20 protein-coding genes and 4 tRNA genes are annotated in these 23,160 nt (G+C 56.4%); 21 read left to right on the top strand and 3 right to left on the bottom strand.

Translation table 11 applies throughout. The annotated features are described in order from the left end of the window. Positions 1 to 9 precede the first annotated feature (9 nt). Complete coding sequence (rpoS, locus tag ABJT94_RS18790) at positions 10 to 1,041, top strand: RNA polymerase sigma factor RpoS (protein ID WP_348477885.1); 1,032 nt, start codon at positions 10 to 12, stop codon at positions 1,039 to 1,041. 91 nt (positions 1,042 to 1,132) lie between these two features. On the opposite strand, the gene fdxA is transcribed toward rpoS, so the two are convergent. After that, entirely contained in the window at positions 1,133 to 1,456 is a 324-nt protein-coding gene (gene fdxA, locus ABJT94_RS18795; RefSeq protein ID WP_127554848.1) for a ferredoxin FdxA, read from the bottom strand. Positions 1,457 to 1,613: 157 nt separating this feature from the next. Continuing rightward, a complete protein-coding gene (mutS, locus tag ABJT94_RS18800) occupies positions 1,614 to 4,178 on the bottom strand; it encodes a DNA mismatch repair protein MutS (protein WP_348477886.1) in 2,565 nt (854 codons plus the stop codon). 93 nt (positions 4,179 to 4,271) lie between these two features. Here mutS and ABJT94_RS18805 point away from each other — a divergent pair, with 93 nt between their 5' ends. From ABJT94_RS18805 to ABJT94_RS18845, 9 genes are all read left to right on the top strand, one after another. Then, a complete protein-coding gene (locus ABJT94_RS18805; protein ID WP_348477887.1) occupies positions 4,272 to 4,760 on the top strand; it encodes a CinA family protein in 489 nt (162 codons plus the stop codon). Positions 4,761 to 4,846: 86 nt separating this feature from the next. Next, the gene (recA, locus tag ABJT94_RS18810; RefSeq protein WP_348477888.1) at positions 4,847 to 5,935 is read left to right on the top strand and encodes a recombinase RecA; all 1,089 of its coding nucleotides are present in this window, start codon (positions 4,847 to 4,849) and stop codon (positions 5,933 to 5,935) included. A gap of 71 nt (positions 5,936 to 6,006) precedes the next feature. After that, entirely contained in the window at positions 6,007 to 6,483 is a 477-nt protein-coding gene (locus ABJT94_RS18815; protein ID WP_348477889.1) for a regulatory protein RecX, read from the top strand. Positions 6,484 to 6,818: 335 nt separating this feature from the next. Then, the gene (gene alaS / locus ABJT94_RS18820; protein WP_348477890.1) at positions 6,819 to 9,422 is read left to right on the top strand and encodes an alanine--tRNA ligase; all 2,604 of its coding nucleotides are present in this window, start codon (positions 6,819 to 6,821) and stop codon (positions 9,420 to 9,422) included. Between the two features lie 110 nt (positions 9,423 to 9,532). Further along, positions 9,533 to 10,765 (top strand): aspartate kinase, encoded by a 1,233-nt coding sequence (locus ABJT94_RS18825; protein ID WP_127554852.1) that lies wholly within the window; start codon positions 9,533 to 9,535, stop codon positions 10,763 to 10,765. A 251-nt stretch (positions 10,766 to 11,016) separates the two neighbouring features. Next, complete coding sequence (gene csrA, locus ABJT94_RS18830) at positions 11,017 to 11,211, top strand: carbon storage regulator CsrA (RefSeq protein WP_028670139.1); 195 nt, start codon at positions 11,017 to 11,019, stop codon at positions 11,209 to 11,211. A gap of 106 nt (positions 11,212 to 11,317) precedes the next feature. Continuing rightward, positions 11,318 to 11,407: transfer RNA gene (locus tag ABJT94_RS18835), tRNA-Ser, on the top strand. Positions 11,408 to 11,494: 87 nt separating this feature from the next. After that, positions 11,495 to 11,571, top strand: a tRNA-Arg gene (locus tag ABJT94_RS18840). A 145-nt stretch (positions 11,572 to 11,716) separates the two neighbouring features. Then, positions 11,717 to 11,793, top strand: a tRNA-Arg gene (locus ABJT94_RS18845). Positions 11,794 to 11,908: 115 nt separating this feature from the next. Here ABJT94_RS18845 and ABJT94_RS18850 read toward each other — a convergent pair. Further along, positions 11,909 to 12,871, bottom strand: a complete 963-nt coding sequence (locus ABJT94_RS18850) for a tRNA-dihydrouridine synthase (protein WP_348477891.1) — start codon at positions 12,869 to 12,871, stop codon at positions 11,909 to 11,911. Positions 12,872 to 13,205: 334 nt separating this feature from the next. Here ABJT94_RS18850 and ABJT94_RS18855 point away from each other — a divergent pair, with 334 nt between their 5' ends. The 11 genes from ABJT94_RS18855 to ABJT94_RS18905 all read left to right on the top strand — a co-directional run bounded on the left by ABJT94_RS18855 (position 13,206) and on the right by ABJT94_RS18905 (position 23,096). Next, positions 13,206 to 13,436 (top strand): OadG family transporter subunit, encoded by a 231-nt coding sequence (locus ABJT94_RS18855; RefSeq protein ID WP_348477892.1) that lies wholly within the window; start codon positions 13,206 to 13,208, stop codon positions 13,434 to 13,436. A gap of 41 nt (positions 13,437 to 13,477) precedes the next feature. Beyond that, positions 13,478 to 15,277: a sodium-extruding oxaloacetate decarboxylase subunit alpha gene (oadA, locus tag ABJT94_RS18860; protein ID WP_348477893.1), complete on the top strand. Its 1,800-nt coding sequence runs from the start codon at positions 13,478 to 13,480 to the stop codon at positions 15,275 to 15,277. 11 nt (positions 15,278 to 15,288) lie between these two features. Next, positions 15,289 to 16,455, top strand: coding sequence for a sodium ion-translocating decarboxylase subunit beta (locus tag ABJT94_RS18865; RefSeq protein ID WP_348477894.1), 1,167 nt, complete (start codon positions 15,289 to 15,291; stop codon positions 16,453 to 16,455). 143 nt (positions 16,456 to 16,598) lie between these two features. After that, entirely contained in the window at positions 16,599 to 17,843 is a 1,245-nt protein-coding gene (locus ABJT94_RS18870; RefSeq protein WP_348477895.1) for a hypothetical protein, read from the top strand. Continuing rightward, positions 17,840 to 18,541 (top strand): OmpA family protein, encoded by a 702-nt coding sequence (locus ABJT94_RS18875; protein WP_348477896.1) that lies wholly within the window; start codon positions 17,840 to 17,842, stop codon positions 18,539 to 18,541. Before ABJT94_RS18870 ends, ABJT94_RS18875 begins: the two co-directional genes overlap by 4 nt. A gap of 1 nt (position 18,542) precedes the next feature. Beyond that, positions 18,543 to 19,082 (top strand): hypothetical protein, encoded by a 540-nt coding sequence (locus tag ABJT94_RS18880; protein WP_348477897.1) that lies wholly within the window; start codon positions 18,543 to 18,545, stop codon positions 19,080 to 19,082. A gap of 132 nt (positions 19,083 to 19,214) precedes the next feature. Next, positions 19,215 to 20,090, top strand: coding sequence for a TRAP transporter TatT component family protein (locus tag ABJT94_RS18885; protein WP_348477898.1), 876 nt, complete (start codon positions 19,215 to 19,217; stop codon positions 20,088 to 20,090). A gap of 66 nt (positions 20,091 to 20,156) precedes the next feature. Continuing rightward, the gene (gene dctP, locus ABJT94_RS18890; protein ID WP_348477899.1) at positions 20,157 to 21,155 is read left to right on the top strand and encodes a TRAP transporter substrate-binding protein DctP; all 999 of its coding nucleotides are present in this window, start codon (positions 20,157 to 20,159) and stop codon (positions 21,153 to 21,155) included. Then, positions 21,152 to 21,634 (top strand): TRAP transporter small permease, encoded by a 483-nt coding sequence (locus tag ABJT94_RS18895; protein WP_348477900.1) that lies wholly within the window; start codon positions 21,152 to 21,154, stop codon positions 21,632 to 21,634. Before dctP ends, ABJT94_RS18895 begins: the two co-directional genes overlap by 4 nt. Continuing rightward, entirely contained in the window at positions 21,631 to 22,908 is a 1,278-nt protein-coding gene (locus ABJT94_RS18900) for a TRAP transporter large permease subunit (RefSeq protein ID WP_348477901.1), read from the top strand. The genes ABJT94_RS18895 and ABJT94_RS18900 overlap by 4 nt, the downstream gene beginning before the upstream one ends. A 112-nt stretch (positions 22,909 to 23,020) precedes the next feature. Then, positions 23,021 to 23,096: transfer RNA gene (locus tag ABJT94_RS18905), tRNA-Val, on the top strand. The last annotated feature ends 64 nt before the right edge of the window (positions 23,097 to 23,160 follow it).

Genomic DNA, 23,160 nt, shown 5'->3' on the forward strand with positions numbered 1-23,160 from the left:
TGAATGACTATGGCAGCACTCCGGGAACTCAATTCCGACATTGCGGAAGATACGTTCACTCCGTACACCAATTTACTCGATACCCCAAATGACGAAGTCAGCGCCGCTGAAAAGGCGGAGACGGATGACGCCACCGAGGCCGAGTATGAGGCCGATTCCGATACCGAATTTCGCGATGCCGTCAATAATCTCAGCGGCATGCAACGCTCGCTTGACGCGACGCAGATGTATCTGAACGAAATCGGTTTTTCACCACTGCTCAGCCCCGAAGAGGAAGTCTATTTCGCCCGTTTGGCGCAAAAAGGCGAACCGGCGGGGCGCAAGCGTATGATTGAGAGCAACCTGCGGCTGGTGGTAAAAATAGCGCGGCGCTATCTCAACCGCGGACTGACGCTGCTCGATCTGATTGAAGAGGGGAACCTCGGTCTTATTCGAGCGGTTGAAAAATTTGATCCGGAGCGCGGCTTCCGTTTTTCAACCTACGCGACCTGGTGGATCCGCCAGACCATAGAACGCGCTATCATGAACCAGACGCGCACCATTCGTTTACCCATTCATGTGGTTAAAGAGTTGAATGTGTATCTGCGCGCAGCCCGTGAATTGACGCAAAAACTCGATCACGAGCCAACGGCAGAAGACATTGCCGAGCTGCTTGAGCGGCCCATTGAAGACGTGAAGCGAATGCTGGCGCTGAACGAACGTGTGACTTCGGTAGATACACCCCTTGGGCCGTCTTCCGAGAAGAACTTGCTCGACACCATTGCCGATGAAAAATCGGTAGACCCGTCCGAAACCCTGCAAGACGATAACCTGCGGCTCAGTATCGATCACTGGCTCGATGAACTGTCCGAAAAACAGCGGGAAGTGGTCGCCCGGCGGTTTGGTCTGCGCGGTTTTGAAACCAGTACTCTGGAAGAGGTGGGTCGCGAAATTGGTCTCACCCGTGAACGCGTGCGGCAGATACAGGTAGAAGCCCTGCGGCGCTTGCGCGATATTATGGAAAAACAGGGTTTGTCGGCCACCGCACTGTTTGGAGCCTGAGTTTATCGACTCTGCGACCGGTTTTTCAGTAATAGTCAAAGCATAAAAAAAGCGCCTCAGGGCGCTTTTTTTATGGGGAGCAGTCAGCCGGTTATCGGGCCAGGGCTGCTCGCTTGCCAGGTACACCGTTTTGTTCGTCGGCATCGGCGGGCGGGTCTTTTCGCTCGGTAATATTGGGCCAGACTTCTGCCAGTTCGGCGTTCAGTTCTACAAATTCAATCTGATCTTCTGGTACCTCATCTTCCGAGAGGATGGCCTCGGCCGGACATTCCGGTTCACACAGCGCACAGTCGATGCACTCGTCCGGATGAATGACCAGAAAGTTCGGGCCTTCGTAGAAGCAATCCACCGGGCAGACTTCCACGCAGTCGGTGTATTTGCACTTGATGCAGTTCTCGAGAACAACGAATGTCATCGGGCCCTTCTCCCAATACCTGATGCTGAGTGTGTGCGTATTCTAGTGGCAGGTTCAGACCCCCTCAAGTGAGATCTAAGACCAAATACCCAAGGCTTTATAGCCAATTAGAATATAAATTGTGTTTTTAGATTTCAAAGGCTCTAAAACCGGCAGCTTACCGTTTTTCCTGCTGTTCGGCCAGCCAGTTCAGTGCCTGCAACGGCGTCATCCTGCTGAGATCAAGCTCGCGCAGTGCCTCCACCAGTGGGTGAGTCTCTGCGGCGAACAGGTCATTTTGCTGGGGTGCCTGTGCCGGCTTGGCTGTCCGGCCCGATCGAGGCTCCGGACGCGCGGGTGCGGGTGCCCGTTCCAGATCGCTCAGCTTGGCCCGGGCACTGGCGATAACCTGATCTGGAACGCCGGCCAGTCGTGCCACCTGAATACCAAAGCTCTGGCTCGCCGGGCCGGCTTGCACCCGATGCAGAAACACCAGTTTATCGTCGTGCTCGGTGGCATCCAGGTGCAGGTTGCTGGCCTGGCGGTTGTGCTCGGGCAGGGCCGTCATTTCAAAATAATGGGTCGCGAACAAGGTTAAGGCGTGAGTGTGTTGCACCAGGTGTTCGGCAGCGGCCCAGGCCAGCGATAAACCGTCGAAGGTGCTGGTGCCCCGGCCGACTTCGTCCATGATGACTAGGCTGTTGGGCGTGGCATTGTGCAGAATGTTGGCGGTTTCGGTCATTTCTACCATGAAGGTCGATCGCCCGCCGGCGATGTCATCTGATGAGCCCATGCGGGTAAAGATTCGGTCCAGTTTGCCGATGCGCGCTTCGCGGGCGGGTACAAAGCTGCCAATATGGGCTAGCAATGCAATGACAGCGGCCTGGCGCATGTAGGTGCTTTTACCACCCATGTTGGGGCCGGTAATTACCTTGAGGGTGATGTCGCTGTTCAGCTCCAGATCATTCGGTACAAAAGGCGTTTCAGTGACGGCCTCGACGACTGGGTGGCGACCTTCGTGGATGATCAGCTCGGCGTCGTCGGTCAGGGTCGGGGCTGTCCACTGAAACCGGTCAGCGCAGGAAGCCAGCGCCATCAGGGTATCCAGCTGAGCCAGAGCGCGACCCAGTTGCTGCAGGGTGAGCAGGTCGTCGGCCAGTGACCGGACCAGTTGTTCGTAGAGAAATTTCTCGCGCGACAGCGCCCGGCTTTTGGCACTGAGTGCCTTGTCTTCAAATTGTTTGAGTTCCGGGGTAATGAACCGCTCGGCGTTTTTCAGTGTCTGGCGCCGGCTGTAATCGACCGGTGCCTGTGCCGACTGTGCCTTACTGATCTCGATGTAGTAGCCATGGACGCGGTTGTAGCCAACTTTCAGGGTGCTCAGCCCGGTGCGTTCACGCTCCCGGGTTTCCAGCTGGATCAAAAAGTCGCTGGCATTGGTGTCGAGCCCGCGCAGTTCATCCAGCTCTTCATCAAATCCAGGCGCTATGACACCACCGTCACGAATCACCACGGGCGGGTTGTCGATCAGTGCGCGGTCAAGCGTATCGAGCCAGGCAGGCTGTTCCCTGAGATCGTCGCGCAGCAGTTGCAGGCGGGGCGAGTCGAGTGGGGTCAGTAACTGCTGCAGGTCGGGCAGTTGCGCCAGGGTGCTTCGCAGGCGTATCAGGTCACGGGGCCGGGCCGAGCCCAGGGCGATGCGAGACAGCACCCGTTCGATATCGCCAATGGGCTTGAGTGCCGATTTGATCTCTTCAAACACAAAGTCAGTCAGCAAGGTGGTGACGGCATGGTGTCGGTGTTGCAGCTCGGTCCGGTCACGCAGCGGGCGCCCCAGCCAGCGACGCAACAGTCGACTGCCCATGGTCGTGGCGCAGTGGTCCATTAACTGGAACAGCGTATTGTCTTCCTCGCCGCGGATATTGATGTCGATCTCAAGATTTCGGCGCGAGGCGGCATCCAGTATGACGGCCTCATCTTGTCGCTCGGGAACGATGGAGCGAATGTGCGGCAGGGCGCTTTTTTGTGTATCACTGGCGTAATTGAGCAGGCAACCGGCGGCCTGCAGCGCCAAAGGTATGTCTTCAACGCCGAACCCGCTCAGGTCGCGGGTCCCCATCTGCCGGGTCAGCGCCTGGCGGGCACTGTCCAGATCAAACAGCCAGACGGGCTGGTGACGAATAGCCGTGCGGGTAATGAGTTCAGGGGCCGGGTGGTCTTCGGGTAACAACAATTCGCTCGGGCGCAGGCGCTCCAGCTCTGCACTCAGCGCCTCCCCGTCTTTCAGTAGCTCGACGGTAAAGCGGCCGGAGGCCATGTCCAGCGCGGCCAGTCCGTAATCATCGCGTCCGGGCCATACCGCGACCAGCAAGCTTTCCTGGCGGTCGCTGAGAAAGGCTTCATCGCTCAGCGTGCCGGGGGTCAGTACCCGTACGACCTTGCGCTCCACCGGCCCCTTGCTGGTAGCCGGATCGCCGATTTGTTCGGCAATGGCCACAGTATGGCCCTGGCGCACCAGGCGGCCGATATACCCTTCGGCCGCATGGTAGGGAATACCCGCCATGGGGATGGGTTCGCCGGCGCTTTGTCCGCGCTGGGTCAGGGTGATGTCGAGCAGGCGCGCGGCCTGCTTGGCATCCTGATAAAACAGTTCGTAAAAGTCCCCCATGCGATAAAACACCAGATCGTTCGGGTGTGCCTGCTTTATTTGCAGGTACTGTTGCATCATGGGGGTGTGTTGCATTTTACTGGCACTGGTTGGCGGCATAGGGTCGGCTTGATGGCTGGCTTTAGATCGACCGCCCATGGTATTCGAATCACCGACAGGATGAAATGCATGACGACTTCTGAAATGCCCGCAGCGGAAAAACTGGTGACAGCTCTGGCGCAACAACTGATGTCATCGGGCTGGCGTATGGTGACCGTAGAGAGTTGTACCGGTGGTGGCATTGGCGGAATGATTACCGATCTTGCCGGTAGCTCCGACTGGTATGAAGGCGGCTGGATCACCTATTCGAATGCACTTAAGGAACAGTTGGGAGTGCCCCCCGAAGCGATAGAAGCGCACGGAGCCGTGAGCGAACCGGTGGCGCTGGCCATGGCCGAACAGGGCCGGTTGCGAGCCGGTGTTGACGTAGCTGTTGCGGTAACCGGGGTTGCCGGCCCGGCGGGAGGCAGTGCCGAAAAACCGGTAGGAACCGTCTGGATCGCCTGGGCCTGGCCCGGCGGGATTGAAGCGACGTTATTTCACTTTGACGGTGACCGCACCCGGGTGCGCAACCAGGCTGCGTTGCAGGCGTTACAGGGCCTGCAGCAAAGACTTTGAATTAATCGGGTCAACCGGCTTGTCAGGGTCGGTCACCCTGTGTAAGAATACTGGTCATTCATACAGGCTTTTGATGGGGGAACACCATGGACGCGAACAAAGAAAAAGCGCTAACGGCAGCACTTAGCCAGATTGAACGTCAGTTTGGCAAGGGCTCGGTCATGCGCATGGGGGATCAGAAGCACATCCAGATCCCGTCCATTTCAACCGGTTCTCTGGGGCTGGATATCGCGTTAGGCATTGGTGGTTTGCCCAAGGGCCGGGTTGTTGAAATCTATGGCCCTGAATCCTCCGGTAAAACGACGCTGACGCTGCAAGTAATTGCCGAAGCCCAAAAAGCGGGCGGAACCTGTGCCTTCGTCGATGCAGAGCACGCACTCGATCCGTCCTACGCCAACAAGCTGGGCGTGAATGTGGATGATCTGCTGGTTTCTCAGCCCGATACCGGCGAACAGGCTCTGGAAATTGCCGACATGCTGGTCCGTTCCAACGCGGTCGACGTGATCGTTATCGACTCCGTGGCAGCCCTGGTGCCCAAGGCTGAAATTGAAGGCGAAATGGGTGACATGCACGTAGGTTTGCAGGCTCGCCTGATGTCCCAGGCACTGCGCAAGATCACCGGTAACATCAAGACAGCCAATTGTCTCGTGATTTTCATTAACCAGATCCGTATGAAGATTGGCGTTATGTTCGGCAGCCCGGAAACCACAACCGGCGGTAATGCGCTGAAGTTCTACTCATCCGTTCGCCTCGATATTCGGCGCACCGGTACCATCAAGGAAGGCGATGAAGTCGTCGGTTCCGAGACCCGGGTTAAAGTCGTCAAGAACAAGATAGCCCCGCCATTCAAGCAAGCCGAGTTCCAGATTCACTACGGCAAGGGCATTTACCATATGGGCGAAGTGATTGATTTGGGCGTCAAGCTCGGGTTGATCGAGAAGGCTGGTGCCTGGTACAGCTATCAGGGCGACAAGATTGGCCAGGGCAAAGCCAATGCCGCCAAGTTCCTTGAAGACAACCTGGAAATTGCCAAGACCATTGAAGGCAAAATCCGCGATGCGTATCTGGTCAGCAACGCACCCAAGGAAGACCCTGCCAAGGCTGAAACTGAAGCCGCAGAAGCAGCCCCCGAGACGGCGGCTACTCCGGCTAAAAAAGGTAAGGCGGAAGTCTGATTGCATGATCTGCCTGCATTGCCTATCCCTGGCTGAAGGGCTCGCACTGGCGAGCCCGAAGTGCGCCTGGCATGGCTGAGAAAACACCCTGGAACACGGCGCTGAACATGCTGGCGCGCAGGGAATACAGCCAGTCCGAGCTACGAACCCGGTTAACTGAGCGGTTTCCAGAGCAGCCCGATGCCGTTGAAGCAGCTCTGTTGCGTCTGGTTGAGACCGGCCTGCAGAATGATGAACGCTACGCCGAGGCTTTTTTGCGCTCGCAGGTCAACCGGTCGAGAGGGCCGGTTCGGGTAAAGCACGAAGCCCGGCAAAAGGGGGTGGCGGAATTGGTCCTGCCGTTACTCGATGAGTGGGATATCGACTGGTTTGAGCTGGCCCTGGATGCGGCTCGTCGCAAGTTGGGTTCATCCGATCCTGCTGATCATAAAATCCGCGCGCGCCTCGCGCGCTTTCTGGCATACCGGGGTTTTAGTGGGGATCATGTTCGCTACTCTCTGGAGGCTTTGCGGAGCAAAGGCTCAACTGACACTGACGGATTTGACTGACCGTTCCAGCTCCCTGACCGCAGTGCAGGGCTAAGTGCCGAATAAGGGCTAATGGCCCAAGCGCTATTTCGCAGTCATAGCACGACCTGCTCCTCTTCCTATCTGCCTGTCCGCAGGCGTCCCTACTGGTGTCGGCCCCGGCATCTGTGTACTATTGCGCCCTTTAAACTCTGCTGGCAAGGCCCGAACCCTGCTGACAGAATTTTCGGGTTTTTCAGTCTGAAGGCAATCGTTCAGCTGGTGCACTGCGTAAGGCACTCTGTGTTGCATTTTTTGGACTAAACCCCACCCCAGCTATTGTTTATTCACGTGCGGAACAGGACGTCAGACTGACCATGAAAACCTCTGAAATACGCCGACGCTTCTTGGATTATTTTATCAGCCAAGGCCACAGCGAAGTCGACAGTGCCCCTCTGATACCGGGCAATGACCCTACGCTGTTGTTTACCAACGCGGGTATGGTGCAGTTTAAAGACGTTTTTCTGGGAACTGATAAGCGCGACTACTCGCGAGCCACGACGTCACAGCGTTGTGTCCGCGCTGGCGGCAAACACAATGACCTGGAGAATGTCGGCTATACCGCACGTCACCACACCTTTTTTGAGATGCTGGGCAACTTCAGTTTTGGCGACTATTTCAAGCGAGATGCCATCCGATTTGCCTGGACCTTCCTGACGCAAGAACTGGGTTTGCCAAAAGAGCGACTCTGGGTGACGGTATTTCACGACGATGATGAGGCCGCCGACATCTGGATCAATGAAATTGGCGTGCCGGCTGACCGCCTGTCGCGGCTCGGCGAAAAAGACAATTTCTGGATGATGGGCGATACCGGGCCCTGCGGTCCGTGCTCGGAAATCTTTTATGATCATGGCCCTGAGGTTCCCGGTGGTCCTCCGGGCAGTCCGGATGATGATCTTGATCGCTATATCGAGATCTGGAATCTGGTGTTCATGCAATTTGACCAACTGGAAGACGGTACTCGGGTGCCACTACCGAAGCCGTCTGTCGACACCGGCATGGGCCTTGAGCGTCTGGCGGCCGTATTGCAGTCGGTTCATTCAAATTATGAAATTGACCTGTTTCAGCAACTGATTCGCGCGACGATGGACGTGACCGGGTGCAATGATATTGAAAACCGGTCCTTGCGCGTTATCGCCGACCACATTCGATCCAGTGCCTTCCTGATTGTTGACGGTATTGTTCCGTCGAATGAAGGGCGTGGCTACGTGCTGCGCCGCATCATTCGCCGCGCCGTCCGGCATGGCCACAAGCTGGGACAGAACGAGCCGTTTTTCTTCCGACTGGTTGATGCGCTGGCTACCGAGATGGGCGGTGCCTACCCGGAGCTGGTGACATTGAAAGATCACGTCAAAAAGGTTCTGCGCCTGGAAGAAGAGCAGTTTGCGCGAACGCTCGAGCATGGCATGCAGGTCCTAGAAGACGGCATCGCAGGGCTTGACGGTAAGGTGTTGCCCGGCGAGCTGGTGTTCCGGCTTTATGATACCTATGGCTTCCCGGCGGATTTGACAGCCGATGTTGCTCGCGAGCGGGATCTTGAGATTGATCAGGCTGGGTTCGACCAGCACATGGAAGCCCAGCGCGATCGCGCCCGCTCAGCCAACAAGTTCAAAATGGATCGCAATCTCGACCTCGGCTTGCCGGGTCAAACCCGGTTTCTGGGTTACGACTCTCTGCTGGGTGAAGGTAAGGTCATCGTCCTGTTGCGTGACAATGAGCGTGTCGAGCGTCTTCATGCAGGCGAGTCGGGCGTTGTGATTCTGGATCAGACGCCATTCTATGGCGAATCCGGTGGCCAGGTGGGTGACCACGGGCAACTGAGTGCCGACGGCGTTGAGCTCAGGGTTGACGACTGCACCAAGTTGCAGGGGCATCATCTGCATCATGCCGAGGTTGTGCAGGGCAATATAGCCGTGGGCGACCGCTTGAATGCTACGGTAGCGCGTGAAGAGCGTAGCAACACGGCTCGTCACCACAGCGCCACTCATCTGCTCCATGCCGCCCTGCGAGAAATTCTGGGTGAGCACGTTCAGCAGAAAGGCTCGCTGGTCACCTTCGACAAGCTGCGTTTTGACTTTTCCAATCTGGAACCAGTCACTGCAGAGCAAATCACCGCGATTGAACAGCGTGTGAATGAGCAAATACTGGCCAATACTCCAGTACAGACCGAGCTGATGAGCATTGATGCTGCCAAGGCAGCCGGTGCCATGGCCCTGTTTGGTGAAAAATACGACAGCGAAGTTCGGGTGCTGAGCATGGGTACCGAAGGCTTCTCCAAAGAACTGTGCGGCGGTACTCACGTCAGCCGGACCGGCGATATTGGCTTGTTCCGCATCGTTTCTGAAAGCGGGATCGCTTCCGGGGTACGCCGCATTGAAGCGGTTACTGGCGCCTATGCGTTGGCGAGCATGCAACAGCAAGACGCCTTGTTGCAGCAATTGGCAGCGACGCTCAAGTGTGCACCGGATCAACTGGTTGATCGTACTCAGCAGTCTCAGCAGCGTATCCGTGAGCTTGAGAAGAGCCTGGAGCAGGTGAATAACAAGCTCGCGTCAGCCGCAGGCAGTGATCTGGCGGCCAGCGCCCAGAGCATCGGTGGCGTTAAGGTTCTGTCGGCCGAATTGGAAGGGGCTGATGCGAAAACACTGCGCTCCACCATGGATCAGCTCAAGGATAAGCTGGGTACGGCCGTTATCGTCCTTGCGGTAAAGGATGGTGCCAAAGTTCAGATCGCCGCTGGCGTGACCAAAGATACTCTGGGCAAGATCAAGGCTGGAGATCTGGTGAATCATGTTGCCGGCCAGGTGGGAGGCAAGGGCGGTGGTAAGCCGGATATGGCCATGGCCGGTGGCAATCAGCCCGAACACCTCGCTGCCGCACTGGCTAGCGTTGTGCCCTGGGTGACCGAGCATCTTGCCTGAGCATTAATTGCTGTCAGCACGCGGGGCTGTTGCATTCGCGGGGCTGACATTGAGGGGCAGGGTGCGATCAACCCTGTTTAACATACAGCTACTGTTTCGGAACGGGTCCCATGGCTCTGTACGTCCAGAAATACGGCGGCACATCGGTTGGTACGACTGACCGGATAGAGCATGTCGCTGATAAAGTGAAATCGTTTTGCGATAATGGCCACGATGTGGTGGTGGTTGTATCTGCCATGAGCGGTGAGACCAATCGCCTGCTGTCATTGGCTTCTGCCATTACCGATCAGCCCAACCCGCGCGAGATGGATGTTCTGGTCTCGACCGGCGAGCAGGTCACCATTGCCTTGTTGAGCATGGCGTTGCAGAAGCGGGGCTGTTCGGCCCGGTCCTACACCGGTGACCAGGTGCGGATAGTGACCGACAGTGCCCATACCAAGGCGCGCATCAAGCATATTGATGTCGAGGCAATACAGAACGACCTGAAGACCGGCCGTGTGGTCGTAGTGGCCGGTTTTCAGGGGGTTGATGAGCTGGGTAACACAACAACGCTGGGGCGTGGCGGGTCTGATACCACTGCCGTGGCACTGGCTGCGGCGCTGAAGGCCGATGAGTGCCAGATTTACACCGATGTCGACGGTGTTTACACGACCGACCCCAGAGTGGTCGACAGTGCCCGGCGCCTCGACAAAATTACTTTTGAAGAAATGCTGGAAATGGCCAGTCAGGGATCTAAGGTATTGCAGATCCGGTCGGTTGAATTTGCTGGCAAGTACAACGTTCCGCTGCGGGTTTTGTCGAGTTTCGTCGATGGCCCGGGCACTTTGATTACGCTGGAGGAAGAACAGCCAATGGAACAGCCGGTGATTTCAGGCATTGCCTTTAACCGCGATGAAGCCAAACTGACCGTGCTGGGTGTGCCGGATATCCCCGGAGTGGCCAGTCGCATTCTTGGGCCGGTTAGCGCAGCGAACATAGAAGTGGATATGATCGTGCAGAACGTGGCTGATGATAACACCACGGATTTCACGTTCACGGTGCACCGCAATGACTTTGAACGGGTCAAAAAGGTGCTCAACGAAGTTGGCAATGACCTGGGCGCCCGTGAAGTCCGCGGGGATGCCAACATTGCCAAGGTCTCTATTGTAGGGGTTGGCATGCGGTCTCACGCTGGCGTAGCGTCGAAAATGTTCGATACACTGGCGGCAGAGAACATCAATATACAAATGATTTCTACGTCTGAGATCAAGGTTGCCGTGGTTATTGCCGAGCGTTACCTTGAACTGGCAGTACGTGCGCTCCATTCTGCCTTTGAGCTGGATGCGCGTGAGCAGAATCGTTAAACCGGTCAGTTATCGGTTTCGATAGCGAAAGGCCTGCTTTCCACTGCCCGGAATCACAGGCTGTAAAGTGCGGATAAAGGCGGGTTATTGCAGAAATGTGGACGATCCGGCTTTATTTTTAATGTATGTGGTCAATACTCTGATGTGTATTTGTTAAAAGGATGTTGGTCCCCAGGAATGGGCCACCACTGACAAATGGCACAACCAGGAGCTGGATACTGGAAGTTTCCAGAACATTTAGGAGAGTTTAGATGCTTATTTTGACACGCCGTGTAGGCGAAACGCTCATGATCGGTGATGAAGTCACTGTGACTGTGTTGGGGGTCAAGGGTAATCAGGTTCGTATTGGTGTGAATGCCCCCAAGGACGTTGCTGTGCACCGTGAAGAAATCTATCAGCGCATTCAGCGGGAGATGGGCCACCCCGAAGGTGAGGATGACCTCTAGCCAGCCAGGGCAGAAGCGTGTTGATAAAATGGAGCTAATCGCTTCATTTTATTGAAGTTTTTCCTTTTCTTTTGCGAAAAACATGATAACATGCGCGCCGTTGTTTGGAGAGATGGCCGAGTGGCTGAAGGCGCACCCCTGCTAAGGGTGTATAGGAGAAATCCTATCGAGGGTTCGAATCCCTCTCTCTCCGCCATTGTTTTCCGTGAAGGCTGAAGGCGTTAAAGCCACAGGCCACAGACTGGAAGGCAAGGCGAAAACGGAGACGGTTTCGCCAATCTACGCGCCCGTAGCTCAGCTGGATAGAGTACCTGGCTACGAACCAGGCGGTCGCACGTTCGAATCGTGCCGGGCGCGCCATTACTACCGGTATCACCAACCTTGTGGTTGCTGATGCAGGCAGGGTGGAATGAGAAAGCAACAGAGTAAACGGCAAGGGCTACGCGCCAGCGTAACTTGCTTATAAGACCTCTCACACCGGTGAGGTAAAACTTCGGTGTTGTACGCGCCCGTAGCTCAGCTGGATAGAGTACCTGGCTACGAACCAGGCGGTCGCACGTTCGAATCGTGCCGGGCGCGCCATTTCTGCTTTCCTCTTGTCGTCAAGTCGTCTGTTTTCAAGTCAGTTGCAGCGCTTCACCCCTGTTTGTTCATTGCCCCTATGCTGCTGTTGCCAACGCGACAGGCCGTCAATCAATCAGTCTTCTGCCATGCCCTCAGGGTCTGCTTCCAAGGCTCGAATCAGGGTGTCCAGCGCTGGTAGGGAGCGTTCGGCGCGGACTTTGTGCCACAGACGTTCGGCATCCGGATGCACTGCCCTGAGATGATTAAGCCACTGCTTGAGGCGCCCGGCGCAGTATTTTTCTGGCATATCCCGCCGCACTTCACGCCAGAACTGACCAATCAACCCGGTTAAACGCGCCCACGCCATTGGCGTCTCGTCATTGTGGCGAATGCGCTGGGCCAGGTCAGGGTGCCGGATGGCGCCGCGGCCCAGCATGATGTCAGGGGTTCCTGCAATTTGACGACATGCGCGGTAGTCGGCCGGTGTCCAGACATCTCCGTTGGCGATCAGTGGTATGGTTATCGCGGCCCGTATGCGGGCGAGTTCGTGCCAATGAGCCGGGGGCGCATAGCCCTGGGCCCGGGTTCGTGCATGAACGGTCAGTTCAGTCGCGCCAGCGTCGGCAATGGCCCTGGCGTTGTCGAGCATCAGTTCAGTGTCGTCGTAGCCCAGGCGCATTTTAGCTGAAACAACAAGGTGTGCCGGCAGTGCTTCGCGCACAGCTTTGACCACCTGGTACAGGGTGTCTGGCTCGCGCAGCAGCACTGCGCCTCCCTGGCTGCGGTTTACCGTTTTGCTGGGGCAGCCGAAATTCAGATCAACCCCATCCGAGCCCAGCGCTATGGCGCGTTGGGCATTGGCTGCCAGGGCATCCAGGTGGTTGCCAAGAAGCTGAACCCGCACCGGGGTGCCACTGTCTGTCCGTCCGCCTTGCAAAAGCTCCGGACAAACGTTGTAAAAAACACTTTCCGGAAGCAATTGGTCTACAACGCGAACGAATTCGGAGACAACGCGATCGAAGCCGCCCTGAGCGGTTATCAGTCGACGCAGATAAACATCGGCAAGCCCTTCCATCGGGGCTAGAATCAGGCGCATCTCAGACTCGTAAACACGGTGTGGTACTCTCAAGTTGGTTGAAAAACAGCCGCGGAGTCTACCTGAGACCAAGGTCGAATCAAGGCTGAAAATCCCTGTCAATTCAGTATATTGCAACAGTTTGTTGCGAAAGTTGCTGAACTGGCTTCTGTTGCGCCAATTCTCGCATATGGGGTACCCTACCGTCGCTCGGCGCTTTGCCGCTACCGGCAAAATCAGCCACCATCAACCATTCAGAGACAGAACTCAGACCGGCGGTCAGGGTGCTGAACGCACCGTTTCAGCAGTGGTTTGAAGGGCAACGCTACGGCCCGCCAACAATAAGGATCTCCTGATGTCCGAATTGCTAACAGAAGGGTTTTCGCTCCTGATCATGGGAATGGGTACCGTCTTCGTATTCTTAACCGTTCTGGTGATTGGTACCACCCTGATGTCCAGGATCATAAACCGGTTTTTTGGTCAGCCTGAACCGGAACCCAAAGGCAAGCGGCGGACCTCCACCGCAGAGGACTTGTCTGAACTGGCGGCGGTTGCCGCTGCTGTGAAGGCCGTGCACGGCCACTGACCATTGCCAACCCATTTCACTGAACGCTAAGGGCGATTGCCATGAGTGCTAACAAGAATCCAATCAAGCTGACCGATGTCGTACTGCGCGATGCTCACCAGTCGCTGTTCGCAACGCGGCTGCGCATCGATGACATGCTGCCCATTTGTGAAAAGCTCGACAACATAGGCTACTGGTCTGTTGAATCCTGGGGCGGGGCGACCTTTGATGCCTGCATCCGTTACCTGGGTGAAGACCCCTGGGACCGCATCCGCGAACTGAAAAAGGCAATGCCCAATACCCGTCAGCAAATGCTGTTGCGGGGTCAGAATCTGCTCGGTTACCGTCATTATGCCGACGACGTTGTGGACCGCTTTGTCGAACGTGCTGTGACCAACGGTGTTGATGTGTTCCGGGTGTTCGATGCGATGAACGACCCGCGTAATCTCCAGCGCGCCATGGCCGCTGTGAAAGCCAATGGCGCTCATGCCCAGGGTACCATCTCGTACACCACCAGCCCGGTTCACAATACCGAGAACTGGGTTCAACTGGCCCGCGAAATCGAAGACATGGGCGCCGATTCACTGGCAATTAAAGACATGTCCGGCATTCTCACGCCTTACGATGCCTTTGAGCTGGTCACCAAGCTCAAAGCGGCGCTGGATATCCCGATCAGCCTGCATTGCCATGCAACCGCTGGTCTGTCATCGATGACGCTGCTGAAGGCCATAGAAGCCGGTATTGATCATGTCGATACCGCTATTTCTTCCATGTCGATGACCTACGGCCATTCGCCGACAGAGTCGATTGTGTCTGCCTTGCAAGGCACCGACCGCGACCCGGGGTTCGATCTGCTCAAACTGGAAGAAATTGCCGCTTATTTCCGCACCGTTCGCAAGAAATACGCCGCCTTCGAAGGTCAGTTGCGCGGTGTTGATTCGCGTATTCTGGTGGCTCAGGTGCCGGGGGGCATGCTGACCAATATGGAAAGTCAGCTGAAAGAGCAGGGCGCCGGCGACAAATTCGACGCCGTTCTCGATGAAATCCCAAAAGTGCGCAAAGACCTGGGGTACATCCCGCTGGTGACACCAACGTCCCAAATCGTGGGCACTCAGGCCGTGCTGAACGTCTTGACCGGTGAGCGTTACAAGTCCATCTCCAAGGAAACCCAAGCCATTCTCAAAGGCGAATACGGTTCTGCGCCGGCCCCCTTCGACAGCGACTTGCAGGCCAAAGTGCTTAATGGTGGCGAGGCCATTACCTGCCGTCCGGCCGACATGATTGATGACGAAATGGACAAGCTGACGGCCGAGTTGGAAGGCATCGCCAAAGAAAAAGATATTAAGCTCGCTGAGGCCGTAGTTGACGATGTACTGACTTACGCGCTGTTCCCGCAAATAGGACTGAAGTTCCTGCAGAATCGTGGCAATGCCGAAGCCTTTGAACCGGTGCCCACCGCTGCGGCGGCCAGCCCGGCAAAAGCAGGCAAGGCTGAGGCAGCAACCTATACCGTCGCAATCAATGGTAAGTCCTACGTTGCCCAGGTTGATGCGACCGGTGGCGTCAGTGTGTCGATCAACGGCAAAACCTATAAGACGGACATCAGTGAGGGCGGGGAAGTTTCCTCGGCGCCCGCTGCGCCCGCCGAAAGTGGAACCGAAGTGCCCGCCCCGCTGGCCGGCAATATTTTCAAGATTCTGGTTCAGCCAGGCGACACCGTTGAAGAAGGCCAGGTGGTGATGATTCTGGAAGCCATGAAAATGGAAACCGAAGTCAGCGCTCCCCAGGCCGGTACCGTTGGGACTATCCAGGTCAAAGAAGGCGACTCGGTGTCCGTTGGCGATACCCTGCTGACGTTGTGAGGGAATAGAGAATGGATAAGCTCACCGTATTATTGGGGCAGTCAGGGCTCGCCAACCTTGGCATCGGTCAGTTGACGATGATCATCATCGGGCTGGTGCTGTTGTACCTGGCGATCAACAAACGTTTTGAACCCTTGCTGCTGTTGCCGATTGGTTTTGGTGCCATTCTGGTCAACATCCCCGGGGCGGGCATGTATGCCGAACCCATCTACGCAGCCGATGGCCATCTGGAAGCGGCGGGTGGTCTGCTGTACTACGTTTACAGCATAGGTATTGAAAGCGGCGTCTTTCCGCTGCTTATCTTTATGGGCGTCGGTGCGATGACCGATTTTGGCCCCATGCTGGCCAATCCGAAGACGCTGTTTCTTGGCGCGGCGGCTCAATTTGGCATTTTCGGTACCATCATCGGCGCGGTCTGGATGTCATCGATGGGCTGGATGGACTTCTCGCTGGCTGATGCAGCCGCCATTGGGATCATCGGCGGGGCCGATGGGCCGACCTCAATCTTCGTCGCCAGTCAGCTGGCACCAGACCTACTGGGCGCGATTGCAGTTGCGGCATACAGCTACATGGCACTGGTCCCTCTGATCCAGCCACCCATTATGCGGGCGCTGACCACCAAGGCCGAACGCAAAATCACCATGACGCAACTGCGGGTGGTGAGCAAACGCGAGAAGATCGTTTTCCCGCTGATGGTACTAGTGCTGGTGGCCATGTTCCTGCCATCTGCGGCGCCACTGCTGGGCATGTTCTGTTTCGGCAACCTGATGAAGGAAAGTGGTGTCGTCGAGCGGCTGAGCGATACCGCCCAGAATGCGCTGATGAACATTGTCACCATCTTTCTGGGGCTGGCGGTTGGCTCGAAACTCAGTGCGGATGCGTTCCTGAACGTCGAGACACTGGGCATTCTGGTGTTGGGTCTGACAGCTTTCTGTGTCGGTACGGCTACTGGTGTGCTGATGGCCAAGCTGATGAACCTGATGAGCAAGACACCGATTAACCCTCTGATTGGCTCGGCCGGGGTATCAGCGGTGCCAATGGCTGCTCGGGTGTCTAACAAGGTAGGCCTGGAAAACAACAACCAGAACTTCCTGCTAATGCACGCCATGGGGCCCAATGTGGCCGGTGTTATTGGGTCTGCAGTAGCAGCCGGGGTGTTGCTCAGTTATCTTGGCTAACCCTGGAAAGCACTGAAAAGGCGGCCACGGGCCGCCTTTTTTTATTTGGGAAGGCCGTCGTGACGCCAGGTGGGCATTCAGCCTTTGAGGCAAGGGGCTGCCAGTGGCATACTGCCCATCGCTGTCTTTGGAATAGGTGTGGCATGGAGATAATCGCGTCATTTTCGACCCTGACCTGGGTGTTCATTGGTGTTATTAGCGTATTGCTGCTGTATTTTCATGGCCCGGTCTATTCCGCTCATACCGCCAACTACACACCCAGCATTCTCACCAGCATTGGCATCTTTGGCACCTTTCTGGGCGTCGCCCTCGGTCTGGCCGAGTTTGATACCGGGTCGATCCAGTCCAGCGTACCGGCGCTGCTGGAAGGGCTAAAAACCGCCTTCTGGACGTCTATCGCCGGGTTGCTCGGCGCGTTGACCATCAAGTTCCGCTATGCCGTGGCCAGTATGCGTGTGCGTGCCCATCGTGAGGCCAAACAAACCGCGACCATGGACGACCTGGCCTGGCATCTCGAGCGCATTTCCAATCATCTGGCCACAGAAGAAGCAGAGCCGGTCAGTTCTCTGCTCAAGCAACAGCACGATGCCCAGATGGCTCAGCAGAAACAGCTGGAAAACACCATTCGCAACTACCAGGCAGATATGACCGAAGCCAACCAGCAAGCCTTGCAGCAAGCGATTGGCCATGTGATGCGTGAGTTTAATACCCGAATTGAAGAGCAGTATGGCGAGAATTTCAGGCAATTGAATCAGGCTGTCGGGCAAATGGTTGCCTGGCAGAAAGAGCACCGGGAGTCCATAGAGGCGCTGGTAGAGAGTAATCGACAGAGTGCTGAAAGTGCCAAACTCGGTGCGGAGTCCTTCGAACGGCTGATTCAACAAACCCGATCCTTCACCAGTGTCGCCGAAGACATGGAGGCGTTGCTTTCGACGTTGCAAACGCAGAGCGAAAACCTGCGCGAGTATCTCTCGACTTTCTCCAATCTCGTGGTTGATGCCCAGCAGGGGTTGCCGCAGTTGGAAACCCGTATTCTGCAGCTCACCGAAGGTATGCAGCAACTGGTGGAAACCCAGGGAAAGCAGATGCGAACCCTGCTGGAAGGCTCGGCCACCGATATTCGCGATACCGTAAAAAACGTCAGTGATGTGCTGCTGGAAGGTACCGAGCGGGCCCAGCAGAACATGGGAGCACAGCTGACGCAGTTGCTGGAACGCAACGACAAGCAGATGCAACAGATGGATCAGGCGCTGGAGGCGGAACTGAACCGGGCCATGAAGTCCTTTGGTTACCAGCTGACTGCCTTGTCTGAGAAATTCGTCAACGACTACACCCCGTTGACCGACAAGTTACATGATCTGGTCAGGCTGGCCGAGCAATCGAAATGAGAGACGACGCCGAGCACATCGAACAGGAGGAGCACTGGGTCTCAGTCAGTGATCTGATGGCCGGCCTGATGATGGTGTTCTTGCTGGTGGCGATTGTCTTCATGGTCGATGCCGAAATAGAACGTAACAAAGTCAGTGAAGTAGCTGTGCTCTATGACAGACTGCGAACCCAGTTGTACCAGGATTTACTGGAAGAGTTTGAACCGGACCTGGAGCGCTGGGGGGCCGAGGTCAACCCGGACCTGAGCATTCGATTCAACCGTGAGTCGCTGATTTTCGGGCGGGGGGAGAGTGAGCTTAGCCCGGCCTTTGAATCCATTCTTGCCGAGTTTTTCCCGCGATACATGCGTATCATCACTGCGGACAGATACCGGGATGATATCGCCGAAGTAAGAATTGAAGGCCATACCTCCAGTGGCTGGCTGGGCCAAACTGAAGATGAAGCTTATATTCTGAACATGGGGCTCAGCCAGGAGCGAACGCGGTCAACGCTGGCTTATGTGCTCAACTTACCAGCGGTCAGCAATCAGCGCGACTGGTTAAAGGAGCACATGACGGCAAATGGATTGTCCTCATCCAAACCCATTACCGACAGTGCAGGCGACGAAGATGGTGAACGTTCACGTCGCGTCGAATTCCGGCTCAGAACCGATGCTGAGAGCCGCATTGCCACCATGCTCGAAGAGCAGGATTTGTAGCGTGGAACTGATTGATTTCCTCGAATTTGAACCCTTCAATCAGATGCGCGAGCGGATGGGAACAGATCAGCTCGGGCAATTTGAACTGTTCGACCCGGACCGCCACCTGACCGGTGACGAGCGCTCGGTATTGGCCCGGCAGGGAATGGCATTGCCCCGGCCTGTGCTGGGGCGTTTGCTTGATCATTGCCTGTGCTATAAAAATTCCCGGGTGGCGATCGCGGTAGACGACGTCCTGCATGTGGCACGTTGTGATCAATTCCCCGAGCGCGATCAGTACCGGGTGGGAACCAATGCGCGAGCCTTCGAAGGTCAGCCGCTGGTATGCCCGGCCTGCCTGCAGATTCTCAACTACAAGGGATATGACGAACACAAAGCCCGCAAGGAGCATTATAACCGTCAGGTCGTTGAGCGATTCACGCTGGATTCATTCTGGTCCGGCTATGTGCTGTACCCGCTGAACCGGGATCGCGAAAAAGTGAAACTGCTCGACCGTTCAGACGATGTGGGCGAACCACAAGGCGTCGCGGACGCCGTATAGAAACACACAACGGCAACAGAAATCTGTTACTACTGTAGCCGCTTTGCGGCGAACAGGTTGGTGCTCGGTTGCTGTAGCCGCCAACTTGTTTTTGTACAGCCGACTACAACCAATCTTTAGGGGAAAGTACCAATGCCCGTTACCCATTGTCACCGGATCCAACCAATCGCCTTACGAGGGTTTCTGGTGCTGCTCGCTGGCCTCGTGTTGAGCGGCTGTGCAACCCGGCAGCTCCCGTCCAATCTATCCAGCGCCATTCTAAACAGCGATGATCTGCAAACCGTCGAAGACGGGTTGCCCAGCTATCTGCTGATGATTGATGCATTGGTCGAGACTTACCCCGGCAGCGAGCAGATGCAATTGACGGCTGCGTCCCTGAACAGTGCCTATGCCGGTGTGTTTATTCCGCCAGAGCAAACTGAGCGCCGCCGTGCCATGTCGGCAAAGGCACTGGATTACGCCTTTTCGGCGTTTTGCACTTACGATGACGATGCCTGCGGCCTGCGTGAGGTAAAGCCGGATCAGATCGAAGCGGCACTGTCGCAATGGGATCATCCCGATGACTTACCTTACCTTTACACCCTGGGAACCGCTTGGGCCAGTTACATTCAAAACAACAGCGACGACTGGCTCGCCGTTGCTCAATTGGGCCAGGCCCAGGCGGTGCTTGAGCGCACGGTAACGATCGAACCGGGCTACGAGCGGGGTACCGCGCTGTTGTATCTGGGGGTGATGAACAGCATCCTGCCGCCGAGTCTGGGTGGCAAGCCAGATGTTGCTCAGGCGTATTATGAGCAGGCGCTTGACGCAGCTGATGGCCAGAACCTGATCATTCAGGTGTATTATGCGTCCCAGTTTGCCCGGTTGGTCTTTGACCGGGAGCTTCACGACCGGCTGCTTCAGGATGCGTTAAGCCGCGATCCGTATGTTGAAGGCCTGACATTGCAAAACCGATACGCCCAGCAACAAGCCGAGCGACTCCTGGCCAGCGCTGATGATTACTTTTAGTCCGTTACCGGCAGAGCGCCGGTCGCGGCGACTGATTCGGGGTGCACGCACCCCTGTGAGGACACCATGACACCCATTCGAATGCTGACTGCCAGCATCATCCTGGCCGTTACTGCCGTGATGGCACAGGCCGAAGAATTGAAAATTTCCACCCAGTACCCCGACGGTAATGCGGTATTGAATGAGTTGCGCCGGGCCGGGGCAGCCATTAAGACGCAAACCGATGGCCGGGTCGATATCCGCTATTACCCGGGTGGAGTCATGGGCGATGATCAGGCGGTCCAGCGCAAGATTCGCATTGGTCAGTTGCAGGGTGCTTTTGTGCAAAGTGGCGCGCTGGCCAGCGCTTTCCGGGATTCGCAGGTGCTTAATGCCCCCCTGTTGTTCCGCGATTACGATGAGGTCGATGCCGTTCGCGAGGAACTGGACAGTGACATTGAACAGGGGTTTGATGAGGGCGGCTGGAAAACTTTTGGTTTGATCGAGGCAGGCTTTGCCTACGGCATGAGCCAGCAGCCCATCAGCTCTATGGATACCTTGAAGGAGCAGAAGCTCTGGCTCCCTGCCAACGATCCATTTTCCGAACAGATAGCCCGGGCCTTTGGCATCAACCCTATTGTGCTGAACATTGGTGATGTGCTGACGGCATTGCAGACTGGCGCCATTGACGCCATTGTTGCGCCGCCCGTGGGCGCCATCACCTTGCAATGGTACAGCCGGGTAGATTACCTGACGGACGCGCCTTTTATGTATACCTACGGCGTACTGGCCCTGTCGGAGCGCGCGTACAGTCGGCTTTCAACGGAGGACCAGGCCATTGTTGAGGCCGAATTCCGCAAGGCCAGTGAGACCATTGATCAGCAGACGCGAGTCGACAACCTGCGGTCATTCGCGGCACTGGAGACACTGGGGATCGATATCGTCGAACCAAGTAGCGTCGACCGCGCTGCCCTTGAAGCAGAATCAGAAGCGGCCACCCGCCTGCTGATCGAACGCGATCAGTTCTCGGCCGATATCTATCGGAAAGTCAGTGACATCCTGACCCGTCACCGGGATGCGCTGTGACCGTCTGGCGTTTCCTGGACCGATGGATGGCCACGGCTGAGCGAGTCTTGCTGGCGGCCATACTGCTGACCATGATCAGTCTCAGTGTCCTGCAGATTGGTTTGCGTAACCTGGCGGATACCAGCTGGTACTGGATCGACCCATTTACACGCATGCTGGTGCTCTGGCTGGCCGTACTGGGGGCCATGGTCGCCACCCGAACCGGGGAGCACATTGCCATCGATGCGCTCGGGCATTTTCTGAAGCCGCGCACTGCGAGGCTGATAAATGCTCTGGCCAATGCCTTTGCGGCGCTGGTCACCGGCCTGATGGCCTGGCACGCCAGCCGTTTCGTACTGGATGAATTCCACTATGGGGGCACGACCTTTTCCGGGCTGCCCGTCTGGCCGTTTGAACTGATAATGCCACTGGGGTTCGCCTGGATGTGTTTCCGCTTTGGGCTCAATACCGTAAAACCACCGGTGAAACCTGCGATATGAATGCTCTAGTTTCGGCGCTGCTGGCACTGATTGCCGCTCTCGGCGCGCCTCTGTTTGTCATCATTCTGGCCGCAGCGGCCTGGGGCTTCTGGGTGAGCGGAATCGACCTGATGGTTCTGCCTATCGAGCTCTACCGGCTTACTGAAAATACCCTTCTGATGGCGTTGCCACTGTTCGCCTTTGCCGGATTCCTGCTCAGTGAGTCGCGCACGGCGGAACGTCTGGTTCGAGTTTCGAGAGCGGCGCTGGGTTGGCTGCCCGGTGGCATGATACTCATCGCCTTGCTGGCCTGTGCCTTTTTTACCATGCTGACCGGCGGCTCCGGGGTCACTATCGTCGCGCTTGGGGCGCTCTTGTTACCGGCGCTGACCCAGGCAGGGTATTCCGAGCGTTTCTCGCTGGGGCTGATCACCACCTCCGGCAGTCTGGGCTTGTTACTGCCACCCGCCATACCGTTGATCCTATACGGCATTGTCGCTCAGCAGATGGACGTACAGGGCGTTGATATCCAATCGTTATTTCTGGCTGGATTCATTCCCGCGGTGATCATGATCATCTCGCTCTGGTTACTGGGGCTTTGGCAGCAACGGCACCAGCCGGTGCCACTGACACCCTTCAACCTGCGCGAGCTGGGCAGTGCAGTATGGGAGTCGAAGTGGGAGCTGGGCATTCCGGCCATTGTAATGGGTGGCCTGTTCAGTGGTTGGCTGGTGGTATCGGACATCGCCGCGATCACCGCGCTCTATGTGTTGATTATAGAGGTCGCTGTCTACCGGGAGATTCCGTTGCGACGCCTGCCCGCCGTTGCGGCAGAATCGATGAAAATGGTGGGTGGCATTTTGCTGATTCTGGGCGTTGCCCTGGCGTTTACCAATCTACTCATTGATCTGCAGGTGCCCGCCCAGGTGTTTGACTGGGTCAGTACACACATCGACAGTCGTTGGGTGTTCTTGCTGTTCCTGAATGTGGGTTTGCTGGCGCTGGGCGCAGTGCTCGACATTTTTGCTGCCCTGATTATCATTGTGCCGTTGATACTGCCGGTTGCTCTGGAATACGGGATTGACCCTATTCATCTGGGCATTATCTTTGTGGCCAACATGCAGATCGGCTATTTTACACCACCGGTCGGAATGAACCTCTTTATTGCCAGCTACCGGTTCAAACGATCGATCACCGAGCTCTACGTGGCGACCTTGCCGATGATGCTGGTACTGATGGGCGTAGTACTACTGATTACCTATTGGCCCGACATGGTGCTATTTCTGGTAAAATAATCTGCGCTAAACGTTTGACTTAATTGGGAAAATCGCTAAAATGCGCTCCACTTTCGAGGATCACAGAGTGGTCTTTGGAAGGGGCCGGGAGGCATTGTATCCAAATTGGTGTGGGTGTGTAGCTCAGCTGGGAGAGCATCGCCCTTACAAGGCGAGGGTCAGCGGTTCGATCCCGTTCACACCCACCAATACCGTGGAGCGGTAGTTCAGTTGGTTAGAATACCGGCCTGTCACGCCGGGGGTCGCGAGTTC

Source organism: Saccharospirillum sp. (assembly GCF_039982735.1).
Classification (GTDB): domain Bacteria; phylum Pseudomonadota; class Gammaproteobacteria; order Pseudomonadales; family Natronospirillaceae; genus Saccharospirillum.